The following is a 14,030-nucleotide window of genomic DNA, read 5'->3' as shown; positions in this document are numbered from 1 at the left end:
CTTTTCACATGTTTAACTTTATCATGATCTCCTGCGTCAAGTTCTCTATCATCTCGTCCACCTCCTCAGCCTTTTTCCTGACCTCTTCATCTTCAACGTCCTGTACAAGGCTCTGAATCTTGCCTTTGGCCACCTTCAAGTTCTTGTATATGTCCAGAAGCCTAGGATCGAAAGCTTCGAGCTCCTTTATAGACTTCTCGGCATTCTTAACGTTGTTAGCTATCTCGTCGAGCTCACGCAGTATCCTCTCCTTTGTCTTAAGCTCCTCCACCAATATCGTGTTTACCTTATCAAAGTCATCTATGTCCTTAGGTACTGTGTACCTAAGGACTATGAGGTCCGACTCCGTGGCCTGCATCCTGCCCTCGAGCATCGCGTGGGCCGCTATAGCCTTCAGTATCTTGCCCTTCCTTCTGTCACTTATGTGGAGCTCCTTCTCATTCATTATCATGAATAGCCTTATCAACTTGCTCTTTATGGGGCTTAGGTCGACCTTAAACATTAAGTTATTGATGGCCTTAAGGTCATCCATAGACATAACTTTAGGAACTGCCTGCGAGGCCCCCATCTCGAGCTTCCATGCAGCATCGAGGAGATTATCCCACGACTCTTCATCCAACGGCCTGACGTTCTGCCTGAAGAGGAACCTGTCATACAGCGCCTCAAGCTCGGGCTCCTCAGGAACTCTGTTGGAAGCCCCTACAAGGGTCCAAAGAGGCACCTTTATCTCTGTGTAGCCATCATACAAGACTCTCTCCTGCATTATACTGAGTATGCTGTTGAGCACGGCGCTGTTGGCATTAAATATCTCGTCTAGGAACGCTATCTCAGCCTCCGGCAGCTTTCCACTGGTTATTCTCCTATAGACCCCTTGCCTGAGCGACTTTATGTCAAGGGGTCCGAAGAGCTCGCTTGGCTCTGTGAACTTCGTCAGGAGATACTTGAAGAACTTAGCGTTAAGCAGGTCAGCGGATCTCCTCGCTATGGCGCTCTTGGCAGTGCCTGGCTCTCCTATGAGCACCACGTGCTCGCCCGTCATGAGGGCCAGCGTTATCACCAGCGACTCCTCATGCCTGCCCACAAACGGTGCCTCAAGCTCTGTGAGAAACTGTGAAGCCAGCTTCATCAACTCCTCAGGCTGCCGTTGGGTTGACACTCACGTAACACCTATGCTCAGCTACCTAGGTAGTAATTTGGAGGTGAAAAACCTGCACTCCTAGCGGACCTATGGATGCTAAAACCTCTTTAACTGCTCGATACAAAAACTTGAAATTATGTAAAAGAGTTAAACATACTTTCACTTTAGCGCCTGTGGTCCATACTTCTCTAACATCTCTATCCAGCGCCACATAGTGTCTATCTCTTCCTGTAGGCCCTTAAGCTTCTCTGGATCTTTAAGCACAGGCTGGAACCTGCCCTGAAGCTTGAGGTACTCTATAAGGGGCACCCTCTTCTGTGGGTTTCTATACATGCCGCTGTAGGAGCTCAGCCTGAACTTGCCGTTCTCATACTCAAACAAGGGGAAGACCCCTGTCTGAACCGCCAGCTGGGCTATCTTAGCGGTGAGACCTGGGTCAAACCTCCACCCTATCGGACATGGTGCATGTAGGTGTATATACTTGAAGCCCTTTATGGAGGCTGCCTTCCTCAACTTCTCTATAAAGTCCTGTGGATACCCAACGCTAGCAGTTGCCACGTAGGGCACGTTGTGGGCTATCATTATGAAGGGTAAGGGCTTCTTCTTCTCGGTCTTCCCTGCATAGGTAGTAGTGGTCCATGCACCATATGGCGTTAGACCGCTCCTCTGTATACCCGTGTTCATATAAGCCTCGTTGTCGACGCATATGTAGATTATGTTATCATTGCGCTCAGCGGCCCCGCTCATTGACTGGAACCCTATGTCAGCGGTTCCACCGTCGCCGGCCCATACAATCACGTTGTAGTTCTTGCCCATCATCTCGAACGCTGCCTCCATGCCGGCTGCAGAGCTCGCAGCTGATGCGAAGACTATATTGAGTATTGGGAAGTTTATGCCGCTCTTGGGTACTATGCCCTGAATTACGCTGCTGCAGCCGGCCGGTATCACTAAAACTACGTTGTCTCCAAGCGCCATCTTAACGTACCTTAGCCCCATGGTCTCGGGGCAGCCAGGGCATGCAGCGTTCCCTGGCATGCCGTACCGTCTCCTGGGAAGGTCGGCTAGCCTTATGGGCATCAGAGGCCCACCTCCTTGCTTATGTGAGCATACTTCTTAGGCAACATCCACCTCTGCGGCTCGTAGACAAGGCCTCTCTCCTCAACCCTGCTTACGAAGTCCATGACCTCAGACATTATATCTTCAGGCCTCACATCAACGCCTCCAAGTCCTGCTACGACTCCCCTTATGGACACCTTGGTTCCGTACAGCGTTGCAGCAGTGTCACTGAAGAGCTGCCCATAGCTTCCGAACGAGACGCTTCTGTCAAACACTATGACTCCCCTCTTGTTGGACAGCTTGTCCCTCAAATCCTCCTCGGGCCACGGCCTGACAAACCTTATCCTTGCAACTCCTGCCCTGACGCCCTTGTCCCTCAGCATGTCAACGGCTTTCTTAGCATCGCCGGCCCAACTGCCCGTTATTACAATTACATAATCAGCATCATCGCAGCGATAGCACTCCACTAGTCCACCATAAGACCTTCCAAAGGCCTTTCCGTACTCAAGGTCGACCTCACTTATAACTTGTTTGGCTGCCTTCATTGCCGCCTGTATTGAGTACCTCATCATAAAGTAGTCCTCGTCTGACGCTATGTTACCCATTACTACGTTGCTCTCGGGCGTTATAACATAGGGCTGTCTCCTGGGCGGCAGCCAGTTGTCCACCTCCTCTTGTGAGGGCACGTCAACAGGGGCTACGGTGTGGGACAGTATGAAGCCGTCAAGCGTGACTATCATGGGGAGGTATACCCTGGGGTCCTCGCTTATCCTGAAGGCCTGCAGGGTCAGGTCAAACGCCTCCTGGTTCTCCTGGGCCACTGATATTATCCACCCTGTGTCCCTCTGATCCATGACGTCGCTGTGCTCAACGTGAATGTTCCACGGCGGCCCTATGGCCCTAGCAGCCACTGCCATAACAACCGGTATTCTGGCCCCTGCAGTCCACCAGAGCACCTCATGCATGTACAGGAGCCCGTGGCTCGAAGTTGCCGTGAAAGCCCTAGCCCCTGCAGCCGCGGCTCCAAGAGTGGCCGCCAGAGCGCTGTGCTCGCTCTCCACCCTTATCATCTTAGCCTCAAGCTCGCCCTTATCTACCATCTCGGCAAGCTTCTCAACCATGGTCGTCTGAGGAGTTATTGGGTAAGCCGCTATTACCTTGACCCTGGCCAGCTTCACAGCTTCTGAGACTGCATGATTACCAGTCAGGGCTTTCATGGTCATGCGCTTTCACCTCCCAAAGAAGGCTCAGGAACCATCTCTATAGCATGCGTTGGGCACACCTGGGAGCAGATACCGCACCCCTTGCAGTAATCATAGTCTACATAAACATAATCATCTTCCCTTCTTATTATAGTGTCCTCAGGGCAGTAGAGCCAGCAAAAGAGGCACTTGACGCACTTATCTAGGTGCACTACCGGCCGCTCTGTCCGCCAGAGGCCAGTCTTGCCTGAGGACCCCTCCGCCGGGTATGATATTGGCGCCGCCCAGTACGTGCGAGGCTTCTCAACTAACGCCTCCGTCGTGGCAAACACCCCTTCCTAATGTACCCATTACTGAATACCGAACTCTACTGTAAATAAGCTTTATATGTACTGAGTAAGATTATTTTGTTAGGCCCACTTTTAAAATTAACACTGGGTTATCTCTTCGAAAGCCCTTACCGCTGCGTCGCTATTAGCCTTAGCTAGCGCCGAGGAGCTAAAGTACTCGCCAATAGCCTTTACAACAGAATCTATGCTAACAACGCCGCTGGCCTTAGCTAGGGCCCCTACCATAGCTGTGTTGACCGTCGGCCAGCCGCTTACTATCAGGTTCAGGTCTTTAGCTATCTTGGTAGCGTTAACACAGAACGTCTTGAACTTGGGGAAGGGGCTTGTATTAACCGGGGAGTTTAACACGACTATACCATCAGGCTTAAGGCCCTCGGTAACGTCTATTAACTTTAGAAGCTCATAGTCTAGGACTACTACTATGTCTGGCTCTACCACAGAGCTGTGCACCTGAATGGGCTTATCAGAGATCCTGGCGTAAACCCTGACCGGGGCGCCCCTCCTTTCAGCTCCGAACTCAGGTATTGCCTGAGCCCACTTACCCTCGAAGAGCGCTGCCCTCGCAAGTATGGTTGCGGCTGTTACGGCGCCCTGCCCTCCCCTACCATGAAATCTAAGCTCTGTATACATTCTTTCGCCCAGGCTACTAAAGGCCCCTGATCTTTTTTAGCGTTGTTGCAAAGCCGGCCAGGCCGAGGGAGTTCCACAGGAAACAGAGGGGTGTATTTAAGCTCCGGGTCCTTGGACTGGTTGGGCCACCCCTCTGTTTCCTGTGGAGAAACAGGGAGGTACAAGCCCCTGTAGGGCTCGCTCCGGCCTGGATTCTTGATCATGTCAAATAAATTTTATAACTTAAAAAGCTAATATATTACAAATTATTGCAATATACATTATACAAACTACTTGCTTCCATTTCTCAAGAATTTTATCACCTGTCCCTCACAGCTTCTATATGTTGCAATGGAAGCTGAGGGGAGGGGCAGTGCTCAGAACCTCCACAGGAAACAGAGGGGTGTATACTGGGGAGTTAACATAATTAGAAAACCCTCAAAACGTCGCTGATGTTAAGCGTTATTGGAAGGCCACTTAACGTCGGCAGCCTAACTCCAACCGGAGATAGGTGTCTGGCCCTGCCAGCTTTGTAGTAATAGCTGCCTGGCATGAGCTCCCTCTCAACTACGAGGGACTGCTTTTGTGCGCTGCCCAGCCTCAGGCCGCACCTAGGGCAGCGGTAGCCTTTACCCTTGCCCAAGCTCTCCATACGCGCTCCACAGCTAGGGCAGCGAGGGGGAACCCGCACATAGCGCTGAGCTATGCTGACGACTTTCATAGCCTCTACAGATATGGTTAACTTTCCTCGGGGCGAGTACGGTCTAACGCCTCCCGCAATATTAATGACATCTCCTGGGTAAAGGTCCTCAGCCGCCCTGGCCAGGGGGCCTGAGTCCTCATAGAAGGCGGCATCATATATGTTTACCCCGTCACTAACCTCTACTATAACGTGCCCTCCAGGGAGCTTGAGCGGAGAGGACCTAACACTTACCACCAGGTCCACGGAGCGGTATATCTTAGGCTCCTGGGCTTGTAGGTGAACTCCTGTGTGCTGGTTTGACCTATAAAGCACTGCAAAGTGAGGCCGCTCACAGAGGGCCTCCTCAAACTTCCAGAGCTCCCCAGGGTCTGTGCCTCTGAAGCCTGCCAACACTGGATCAGGGCCGCCCGGCGCCGCGCTCGTTACCCCTTTGTCAAGCTCCAAGTTGTTCAGAGTGCTACTGCTGCTGCCCTCCAGGTAGGCCACTTTGTCCGAGTCGACACACCTCCTGCTTCCCCAGTTCTCTGGCCTTCTGTAAAACGTCAGCTCAAAGGTGTAGGGCTCGCCGGGTGAGAGGGCAGCCAGGGAGGAGGCAGCCCCTATCACCCCCCTGCCGCCGCGCCACAGGGCCCCATACTTGTTAAGGCTCTCAACAACAACGTCAAGTGTAACTACATCTGAGAGAGCCTTGTGGTAGAGCCACCTGAGCCGCTCCGACTCCCAGGGCCTGCCAGAGGCCACCACCAGGCCAGGCGACTTACCAGGAAGAGGAGGGCGGGGCTCCGTGTACTCCTCTATCATGGACCACAGCGTTTCCATAAGGTCCTTGGGGTCTCCATCGTAGAGAAGCCTAAGCACCGTGGCGGCGTTGCCCCTCGTCCTCCACGGTATGTTTGGGTTAAGCCTGACCAGGAGCGGGTAGTCAGCCAAAACAACCTTGCTGCTAAGCTCCTTGAGTATAAGCCCAGTCAGATGGGTCGTGCACCCCCCATATTGGCTATCAGTGTCGTCTATGGCAACTGTGAGCAGCTGGCGCTCCACCCGGCGTCCCCTCCGGACGAGGGCAGCAAAGGTTAAGAAGGAGCCTTAAGTTAGCCCATGGGGCGTGGGCTCCTGCAGTTTCGTGTTTAGGCAATTATAACTTGTGCTAAGCGCTAGAGCAATTGGTAATGACAGCAGTATATATCAACTGCAGTAGCGTGTTAAGAGCAAAGCGATCGCGACCTAACTTACGTTCCAATGTGCTAGAGGAGCTGGCTGGCTAAGTTAGGTAGGAGAGGGGTGTAAGTAAGGCAGTTACGAACCTTTTTAACGTCCTAGGTAGACTGTTTTTACTTAGTTAAGTTAATTTTCAAGTAGGTAGGAACCATGAGGTTTATAAGGACTCTTTCATAAACAACCCTCGGTGCCTGGCTTGAGCTCGAAGAGCTCACAGCAGTGGCTAGCCTTTGCAGCCCTGTCGATAGGTATGATAGTCTATGGGCTAGCGGAGAGCTATGGGCCTGTCAGTGTAGCAAGCAACGTAGTACCCAGCTCCTACAGTTGGCTTGGCTACAGTCTACCATACATATTTGGCGGGCTAGGAGCTATATTCGCCGGGATCACACTTGATAAGCTGGGAAGGAGAAAAGCGTTCCTGTTAACATCAATAATACTAATAATTGGACTATTGCTTTACGTTCCCATATACTTCTTCGATATAGACAACCTGGCACTGCTTGTAGCCTCAATGGCCCTGGTAGGGATGTCAGCCATAGGCCTTGAGAGCCCTGTGCTTACCGCTATAGCAGAGAGCTATGACCCCGCCAAGAGAAGTAAGCTGCTGGTTTTAGCTCCAAACTTTGGCAATCTGGGCGTGGCCCTAGCCTTTGTGCCGCTGATCATATTTCATGGTAACACTGCCTCTATAATGAATGAAAGGCTGGCCCTCATGCTCATGTATATAGCGCCTGTGCTGGCTTTCATCGTTGCCTGGTTTGGCCTTTCCGAGAGCCTTCCGTGGAAGGCTGCGAAGGAGGGAACCTTGGACATTAGGAGCGCATGGAAGGCTGTTGATGGGGGCTCCGCAGCGCCTGTAGTTCCTACATCTGGCATGGGGCTCAGGTTTGCCACCCTCCTAGCTCTGGGAATTTCACAGGACGTAGCTTTCGTGTACATAACCTATGGGGTAACATACTCCTACTTCTCATCTTCGCAGTTTGCCGGCATGGGCGTAACGACCCTGGTGCCACTCCTTGGGGGCTTCATAATGACAATTGTTGGTATCGTAGCGGCGTTTGCAATAACGCCCAAGGTTGAAAGGAGAACGTTCGCCACGCTCTCATTTGGTCTTCAGCTGCTCCTGTGGATAGCGCTGGCCTCCATATCCTATGCCTATCATTTAACCTTCACGCTGCCGCTCTTAGTTGCGTTTGCAGTCGCGTTCATACCGGTGGAGTTGACCTGGGCTGCTAGGGCCCTGCTTGAGCCTGAGCTGTTCCCAACCAACAAGAGGGGACTCTACGTGTCGAGCGTAAGAGCTCTTGTATGGATACTCACAGGCATAATAACCGGCGTTCTCACGCTGCCGTACGTCAGTAACAGCTTCATTTTAGGGGCTTCAATAATGACTGCCATGGCACTGCTCGGTATTGGCGGCGCTGTTGTATGGAGGATCTTCGGTTTTGAGACCGCTAACAGAAGTTTAGTAGGCCTTGATCTAGGCCACCTAGCTCCTATAACGGGGGGCGGCTCTGACCCTTCAAATGATAGGAACGTCCATTAGACGTTGCTTCTCATTAACCCCTAAGAGGTTATTGGAGGAACTATCCTAATAGCCCTTTGCTACAGCTCTTAGATCAGGAGCTGAGGCTTGGAGCTTCCAGTCGAGCTTACTAAAAGCCGCAGTGGCTTACATGTAAAGAGAACAGTGGTTGTTGTGGTTAGCAGGCAGAACCAACGCGTTATAGCAGAGCCTGAGAGACCCGGCAAGGGAACCTACAGCAGAGGCAAGGCTGGCTACGTTGAAGTAAAGCTTGGTCACGGTGAGTATGCCGTGGTGGCCTCGCTTGTTATGGGGCCTAGAAAGAGGGTTAAGGGGTTATTCACAGTCTATGACGAGAGCGGCGCTGAGAGGCTGAAGGTCAAATACGAGAGGTTTAAGTTGAGGTTATCTGAGGGATCTCCAGAGCTCTCCTGGGTTGTCGACGCTGCAGTAGGAGTTCTAGGCCTAGACAAGTTTGTGAGGCGCAGGAACTATGGAAAGCGTGGGGAGACTAGAAGAGCTTCTTAGTAAAGCTGTCAAAGGTGGCAATGGAAAGATAATTTACATATATCACGAGGCTGAGGGCGAACCCGAGCTGGGCCCCTCGACGGCAGACCTTGCACTTCCTGAAGAGTTGACCAAGTCCCTAGAGGCCCGGGGCATATCTAGGCTCTATAGGTTCCAGTGGGATTCCATATCAAAGATAAGGCAAGGCAAGGACGTGATAATAGTGGCCGGCACAGGGACAGGTAAGACGGAGGCCTTTATGATACCCCTCATAGAAAAAGCGCTTAAGAACAAGGAGGAGAGGTTTCTATTGGTTTATCCCACTAAGGCCCTCGCGAGGGACCAGGCAAGAAGGCTCTCATCGCTGCTATCAGGAGTTGGCTTGAGGTACGCAGTACTTGACGGTGATACGCCCCCGGCAGAGCGTAGGGCCATATATGAAGACCCCCCGTCATTCATAATCACAAACCCCGATATGATACACATAGGCTTAGCCGAATCCAAGGACTTCAAGGAGCTGGTGTCCGGGATAAGCACAGCAGTGTTTGATGAGATGCATGTATATCAGGGGGTCCTGGGCTCTCACGTAAAATGGGTCATATACAGGCTCTCCCAGGCTGCTGGCGAGCTGCAGCTTGTGGGGGCGGGCGCCACTATAGGCAACCCAGGTGACCTGGGAGCTAAGCTTTTCTCCAGGGACAGCGTGGAGGTTGTGGAAGGCCCCAGGAGGCGCAGAGGGGAGGCGCTTCACGCGTTTGTTGATTACGGTAGGCTCAGCAGGTGGTCCTTCGCGGCCTACTTGATAGCCTCCTTGGCCTCAGAGGGCCTCAAGGTGTTGGGCTTCACCGACTCGCAGCAAATGGCAGAACTGGTGGCAAGGATTATCAGGAAGAACTACCACGTTAACGTCGAAGTTCACAGGGCGGGGCTTCCAGCCGAGCATAGGAGGAGGGTGGAGCGAGAGTTCGCGGAGGGCTCCCTTAACGCGGTTGTGGCTACGTCGACCCTGGAGCTTGGCATAGACGTAGGTGACCTGGACGCCGTGGTTATGGCATCCCTGCCAAAGAGCTATTCAAGCTACATTCAGCGCGCCGGCAGGGCTGGCAGGAGAGGGAGGCCAGGGCTTGTAGCGACGCTTATGGGCGACGACCCTATAGAGGCCTACTACGCTTCGAGGCCTCAGGAGTTCTTCTCAAGGGAGCCAGACCCTAGCTATATAGAGCCAGGTAACTTAGAGGTGACGAAGCTTCACCTGGTCGCCTTAGCAATGCAGAGAGGGGCCCTGAGGAAGAGCTCCCTGCCTAAGGAGCTTCAGACCCCCGTAACGTGGGCTGTCGAGAGGGGGTTACTAAGCCTCAAGGGAGATATAATAATGCCCCAGTGGAGGCCTGCCCGTGAGTTCCTGGCCTCTCAGGGCCTAAGGTCTACAGGCCCTATGGTTAAGATAGTTCTTAATGGCAAAGTGGTGGGCGAGAGGGAAATGCCTATGGCCCTCTATGATTTGCATCCAGGGGCCCTCTACTACCACGCGGGGCTGCCACTGCTCTCCTCAAGGCTGGACCTCAGCTCCATGAAGGCCTACACGGTAAGGCTCTCAGAGAACGTCAACTTCTATACAAAACCTCTGTACAGCATAGATATACTTGAAGTCAAGGCCGAGAGCTCCACTAACTATGGGCCAGTGGCTGCTGCATATGGGGACGTTCACGTTAGAGTTTCAGTGACAGGGTATGTTATTAAGGATGAGTTCAGCGGCGTTACGCTCAACGAGGTGGAGTACGAGAATCCCATAACATGGGACTATTGGACCAAGGGGGTGGCTCTAAGGTATCCTATGTTAGAATTTGACACGCTAGAGTCGTCGCTTAGCGCCTACCACGCGTTAGAGCACGTGCTCATAGCTGCCTCAAGACCCGTCGTGGGGGCCAGCGACACGGACTTAAGCGGCGTCAGCTATCCTACGGGCCACATAGTTATCTATGACTCCCACGTTGGAGGCAACGGGGCCTCTAGACTAGTCTATGAGAGGCTTACGAAAATACAAGAGATAGCGAAGAGCATAGTCTCATCGTGCACATGCGAGGATGGGTGCCCCCGCTGCGTCTACTCGCCGTACTGCGGTAATAACAACAGGTACCTCTCTAGGCACGGCGCGCTAAGAGTGCTCAACAGCCTTACGTCTGCGGAGGAGGGGAGTCTGGGAATCGATGAGATGTTAAGATGGCGTAGGCTTAAGGCGGCTTAAAGTTTTAATGAGAAGGCACGGGCACTGGGGACTCCACGACTAACTTCTCTCTACTTGCCTCCTCAAGGGGTACCATCTTGGTCTCAGGTATAAAGGCGGCAGTTATCGCTATAGCTATGATGCTGACGGCCGCCAGCAGGCTAAAGATGAACGCCAGCCCCAGGCTACTGCCCAGGGAAGCCTTTATGAGTGGGAATGTAAACGTCGTTATCGCTGCACCCGCCTTGCCTGCGGCAGCCGATATTCCATGACCTGTGGACCTGTACCTGACTGGGTAGACCTCGGCTGGTAATATGAACGTGGTGGTGTTCGGTCCTAAGTTGAGTACGGTGAACGAAAGCCCGAAGAAGGCGTAGAGCAGGTAGCTGTTTACGTCTATGACCTTCATATAGTAGAGGGCCATGGGTATATAGATGCCAGTTACGATAGCAAACCCCATTAGCTGAAGGGACTTCCTGCCTAACTTATCTACCAGTGCTGCGGCGGCGAAGTATCCTGGTATTCCTACCAGTAGGGGTATGCCAGCCCTCAGGACAGAGTCGCTCAAGCTCTTTGCGGGCAGTAAGGAAGAGGTAACGTAGGACGAGAACACTCCGGTGCCGTAAAGTGACATGTCCATAAACGTCCACGGCAGTGTGGTGCCTATCAGCAGGGGCCAGTACTCCTTGAAGAACTCGAGGATAGAGCTGCGCTGGGCCTTGGCATTGATGACCTCACCATCGGAGCCCAGGATCAGCCTGAGGCCTTTCCTGGCTTCGTTAACGTCGCCCCTTACAAGCAGGGAGTATCTGGGGGTCTCAGGCACATGCCTCCTAAAGTAAACTACAAACGCTGGAGGTATAGCTCCCACTAAAGCCACCACTCTCCAGGCCACGTCTGCAGGCAGGTAGGTTGCTGCTAGTAGGCCTGTAACGACTGCCGTGGCTATGCCAAACCCCTGCATTGAGAAGACTAATGCCACGCTTTTGCCTCTGCTAGACGTAGGCGCGTACTCGCTTGCTATGGTGGCCGAGGCTGGGTAGTCGCCACCTATACCTAGGCCCATGATAGTTCTGGTGGCTAGTAGCATTGCGAAGTTAGTTGAGAAGGCGCTGAGGGCGGCCCCAGCGGCAAGTATGCCTGCCTCTATTCCATAGATCCTCTTCCTTCCAAGGAGGTCAAGTAGCCTTCCAAAGAGCAGCTGGCCTACAATTGCTGAAAATATAGCCGAGGAGGCCAACAAAGCCTCCTGCACACTGGTAAGGTGCCACAGGGGTGTCAGGAAGAGCAACATTATGTTAATATTGAAGAGATCGTAAGCATCCGTGAAGAAGCCCATTCCTGAGATCAGGACAACCTTAAGAAGGCCTAAGGTGAACCTTCCTTTATCAAGAAGGCTGAAGGGGGAGCCCTTTGCACTACTGCTTGGCCATTTTCCGTCTGACACAGGCTCACCAAGTGATCCGTGCTACTTATCCTATTTAAACTATTCTATACTATATGCAGAGTTCTATAGAATTCTATAGATAATATATATGCTATGTTGTGGTATTCGAAGCTATAAAAACTACAAAGAGCGGCGCTGAGAAGCTCTTTAGGCGAACGGTTAGATTATGAGGAAAGGGTGTGTTTAGTCTATGAGCGTGCCAGAGGACCTGTTGAGGGAGGCCGAGAGGGCTATAAATAAGGCTTATGCGCCCTACTCTGGCTATCGGGTGGCCTCGGCCGTAAGGGCCGGTTCTGGGACCATTTACAGCGGCGTCAATATAGAGAACGCTAGCTATGGATTAAGCATGTGCGCCGAGAGGGTTGCCATATTTAAGGCTGTAAGCAGCGGGGAGAGGAAAGTGAGGGAAGTCCTGGTTATGGTAGAAAGGGGGGAGCCCGCTCCCCCCTGCGGGGCGTGCCTGCAGGTGATAGCTGAGTTTGGAGATGACAATACAGTAATATACTCAGTTTCAAGGGAAGGAAATAAGTTAAGAGTCTGGAGGCTCTCGGAGCTGTTACCTCATAGGTTCTCAAAAGAGTTCCTAGGGATCAAGGAAGGTCAGAAGTAGGGCCTCAGGGCGTAGTTTATGGATTCAAATGTCAGCGGGTGAGGCCCAGCCATCCACGCAAGGTTCTTGGCGGTCAGGTTGTTCTCTATGGCCGCTGCAAACACGGCGCTCAGCTCAGCGGCGTCGTGGGCGTAGGCCTCGAAGCCCAATATCCTAAGGGACTCCTTCTCGAGCAGTATCTTCATCCAGCCCTCCCTGTGGCCCACTATCTCTGACTGGGCGTCGTGCCTGAGTGAGTAGTTAACCACCTCGTACTGCACTCCCAGGGCCTTTAACTCATCCTCGGTATAGCCAACCATGGCAATTTCAGGATAGGTGAATATGGTGTATGGGACTGAGTGGTAGTTAAACCTATAGACCTCCTTGCCTGCTAGTATGTTCTTCGCTACAATAACGCTCTCCTTGACCGCGGCGTGGAAGAGCATAGCCTTGCCAGTGACGTCGCCAGCAGCGTATACGTTAGGCAAGGTAGTCCTAAGGCCAGGCGTCACCTGCACGCCAGTCTTGTCAACTTTAAGCCCCTGGCTCTCAAGAACCTCTAATCCATAGCCCCTGGTTCTAGGCCTCCTTCCTACAGCCATCAGTACTTCTTCTGCTTCAACCTCGACCTCCTTGCCGTCAGCGCTCTTAGCCTTAAGTACCTTGTACTCCCCCCTCTTCTCGATGCTCTGAGCAGGGCTTCTGAGGTACACGTCAACACCGGCCTCCCTCATGCGCTGCATCGCGGCCTCTGAGAGCTCTGGAGGCATGTTTGGTAGGAGTCTGTCCATCATCTCTACAATGGATACATGAACGCCAAGCCTGCTCAGCATATCAGCTACCTCAACGCCTATGTAGCCACCACCTATTATTGCTAAGGACTTTGGTAAATGGCCCATGGTCTTCTGGTAGGCGAACAGGGCGTCGCTAGTTATGGCAAGCTCCTTGCCAGGGATTGGTATTATGACGTGCTCTGCCCCAGCCCCTATGACAAGTCTCTTGGTCTCAACCTCAAAGGTTCCCCCCTCGGTATCTACTTTAACCTTGTTGGGCCCAAGTATCGTGGCCCAGCCCTTAGCAAAGGATAGGTTAGGCTCATGCTCCTTTATTTCTTCCATATGGTGTTCGTACCTGATCTTCTGGACCTCCTCCTTAGCTCTTACGACCTCCTGCCATATCTGCTCAGGGTCTATCTTATTTGTAGTCGAGGTGTACTCCAGGATCTTTGTCCTTACAGCCTTTGATGGTATGCAGCCTGCGTAGAGGCAGTCTCCTCCTAAGTTACCTTTCTCGTCGACCATGAGCACTGAAAGTCCAGCCTCTGCCAGCTCGAATGCTCCAGGATAAGATGCGCCACCGCCGCCTATGAATAACACGTCAACCTTCTCTGGAAGCTTCATAGGTCACCGCCGTCAAAAGAAGAGAGCTGTATACAGTTGCTTAAAAGCCTATTTTAAGATCT

At 52.5% G+C, this 14,030-nt stretch carries 12 protein-coding genes; 4 read left to right on the top strand and 8 right to left on the bottom strand.

Features of this window, described 5'->3' with window-relative positions; all coding sequences use genetic code 11:
- Positions 1 to 4: 4 nt before the first annotated feature.
- The 6 genes from ACZ5GQ_RS05950 to ACZ5GQ_RS05925 all read right to left on the bottom strand — a co-directional run bounded on the left by ACZ5GQ_RS05950 (position 5) and on the right by ACZ5GQ_RS05925 (position 6,099).
- Positions 5 to 1,126, bottom strand: coding sequence for an AAA family ATPase (locus tag ACZ5GQ_RS05950; RefSeq protein ID WP_498857384.1), 1,122 nt, complete (start codon positions 1,124 to 1,126; stop codon positions 5 to 7).
- Positions 1,127 to 1,297: 171 nt separating this feature from the next.
- Positions 1,298 to 2,215 carry a pyruvate synthase subunit PorB gene (gene porB / locus ACZ5GQ_RS05945; RefSeq protein ID WP_498856250.1) on the bottom strand — a complete coding sequence of 306 codons (918 nt, stop codon included), beginning with the start codon at positions 2,213 to 2,215 and terminating at the stop codon, positions 1,298 to 1,300.
- The gene (locus tag ACZ5GQ_RS05940; protein ID WP_498856249.1) at positions 2,215 to 3,417 is read right to left on the bottom strand and encodes a transketolase C-terminal domain-containing protein; all 1,203 of its coding nucleotides are present in this window, start codon (positions 3,415 to 3,417) and stop codon (positions 2,215 to 2,217) included. Before ACZ5GQ_RS05940 ends, porB begins: the two co-directional genes overlap by 1 nt.
- Positions 3,414 to 3,728 (bottom strand): 4Fe-4S binding protein, encoded by a 315-nt coding sequence (locus ACZ5GQ_RS05935; protein WP_498856248.1) that lies wholly within the window; start codon positions 3,726 to 3,728, stop codon positions 3,414 to 3,416. Before ACZ5GQ_RS05935 ends, ACZ5GQ_RS05940 begins: the two co-directional genes overlap by 4 nt.
- 96 nt (positions 3,729 to 3,824) lie before the next feature.
- Positions 3,825 to 4,376, bottom strand: coding sequence for a 2-oxoacid:acceptor oxidoreductase subunit gamma family protein (locus tag ACZ5GQ_RS05930; RefSeq protein WP_498856247.1), 552 nt, complete (start codon positions 4,374 to 4,376; stop codon positions 3,825 to 3,827).
- Positions 4,377 to 4,782: 406 nt separating this feature from the next.
- Positions 4,783 to 6,099, bottom strand: a complete 1,317-nt coding sequence (locus ACZ5GQ_RS05925) for a TiaS agmantine-binding domain-containing protein (protein WP_498856246.1) — start codon at positions 6,097 to 6,099, stop codon at positions 4,783 to 4,785.
- 364 nt (positions 6,100 to 6,463) lie between these two features.
- On the opposite strand from ACZ5GQ_RS05925, the gene ACZ5GQ_RS05920 reads away from it, so the two are divergent.
- From ACZ5GQ_RS05920 to ACZ5GQ_RS05910, 3 genes are all read left to right on the top strand, one after another.
- Complete coding sequence (locus tag ACZ5GQ_RS05920; protein WP_498856245.1) at positions 6,464 to 7,822, top strand: MFS transporter; 1,359 nt, start codon at positions 6,464 to 6,466, stop codon at positions 7,820 to 7,822.
- An 87-nt stretch (positions 7,823 to 7,909) separates the two neighbouring features.
- Complete coding sequence (locus tag ACZ5GQ_RS05915; protein WP_498856244.1) at positions 7,910 to 8,329, top strand: hypothetical protein; 420 nt, start codon at positions 7,910 to 7,912, stop codon at positions 8,327 to 8,329.
- The gene (locus ACZ5GQ_RS05910) at positions 8,295 to 10,553 is read left to right on the top strand and encodes a DEAD/DEAH box helicase (protein ID WP_498856243.1); all 2,259 of its coding nucleotides are present in this window, start codon (positions 8,295 to 8,297) and stop codon (positions 10,551 to 10,553) included. The genes ACZ5GQ_RS05915 and ACZ5GQ_RS05910 overlap by 35 nt, the downstream gene beginning before the upstream one ends.
- Positions 10,554 to 10,557: 4 nt before the next feature.
- Here ACZ5GQ_RS05910 and ACZ5GQ_RS05905 read toward each other — a convergent pair whose 3' ends face one another.
- The gene (locus tag ACZ5GQ_RS05905; protein ID WP_498856242.1) at positions 10,558 to 11,979 is read right to left on the bottom strand and encodes an MFS transporter; all 1,422 of its coding nucleotides are present in this window, start codon (positions 11,977 to 11,979) and stop codon (positions 10,558 to 10,560) included.
- 190 nt (positions 11,980 to 12,169) lie between these two features.
- Between ACZ5GQ_RS05905 and cdd the strand changes: the two genes are divergently transcribed.
- Positions 12,170 to 12,589 (top strand): cytidine deaminase family protein, encoded by a 420-nt coding sequence (gene cdd / locus ACZ5GQ_RS05900; protein WP_498856241.1) that lies wholly within the window; start codon positions 12,170 to 12,172, stop codon positions 12,587 to 12,589.
- Here cdd and ACZ5GQ_RS05895 read toward each other — a convergent pair.
- A complete protein-coding gene (locus ACZ5GQ_RS05895) occupies positions 12,580 to 13,968 on the bottom strand; it encodes a dihydrolipoyl dehydrogenase family protein (RefSeq protein WP_498856240.1) in 1,389 nt (462 codons plus the stop codon). The genes cdd and ACZ5GQ_RS05895 overlap by 10 nt on opposite strands.
- Between the last annotated feature and the right edge of the window lie 62 nt (positions 13,969 to 14,030).

The organism is Caldococcus noboribetus (genome assembly GCF_055389385.1).
This window is presented reverse-complemented; position numbering and strand designations above follow the sequence as displayed.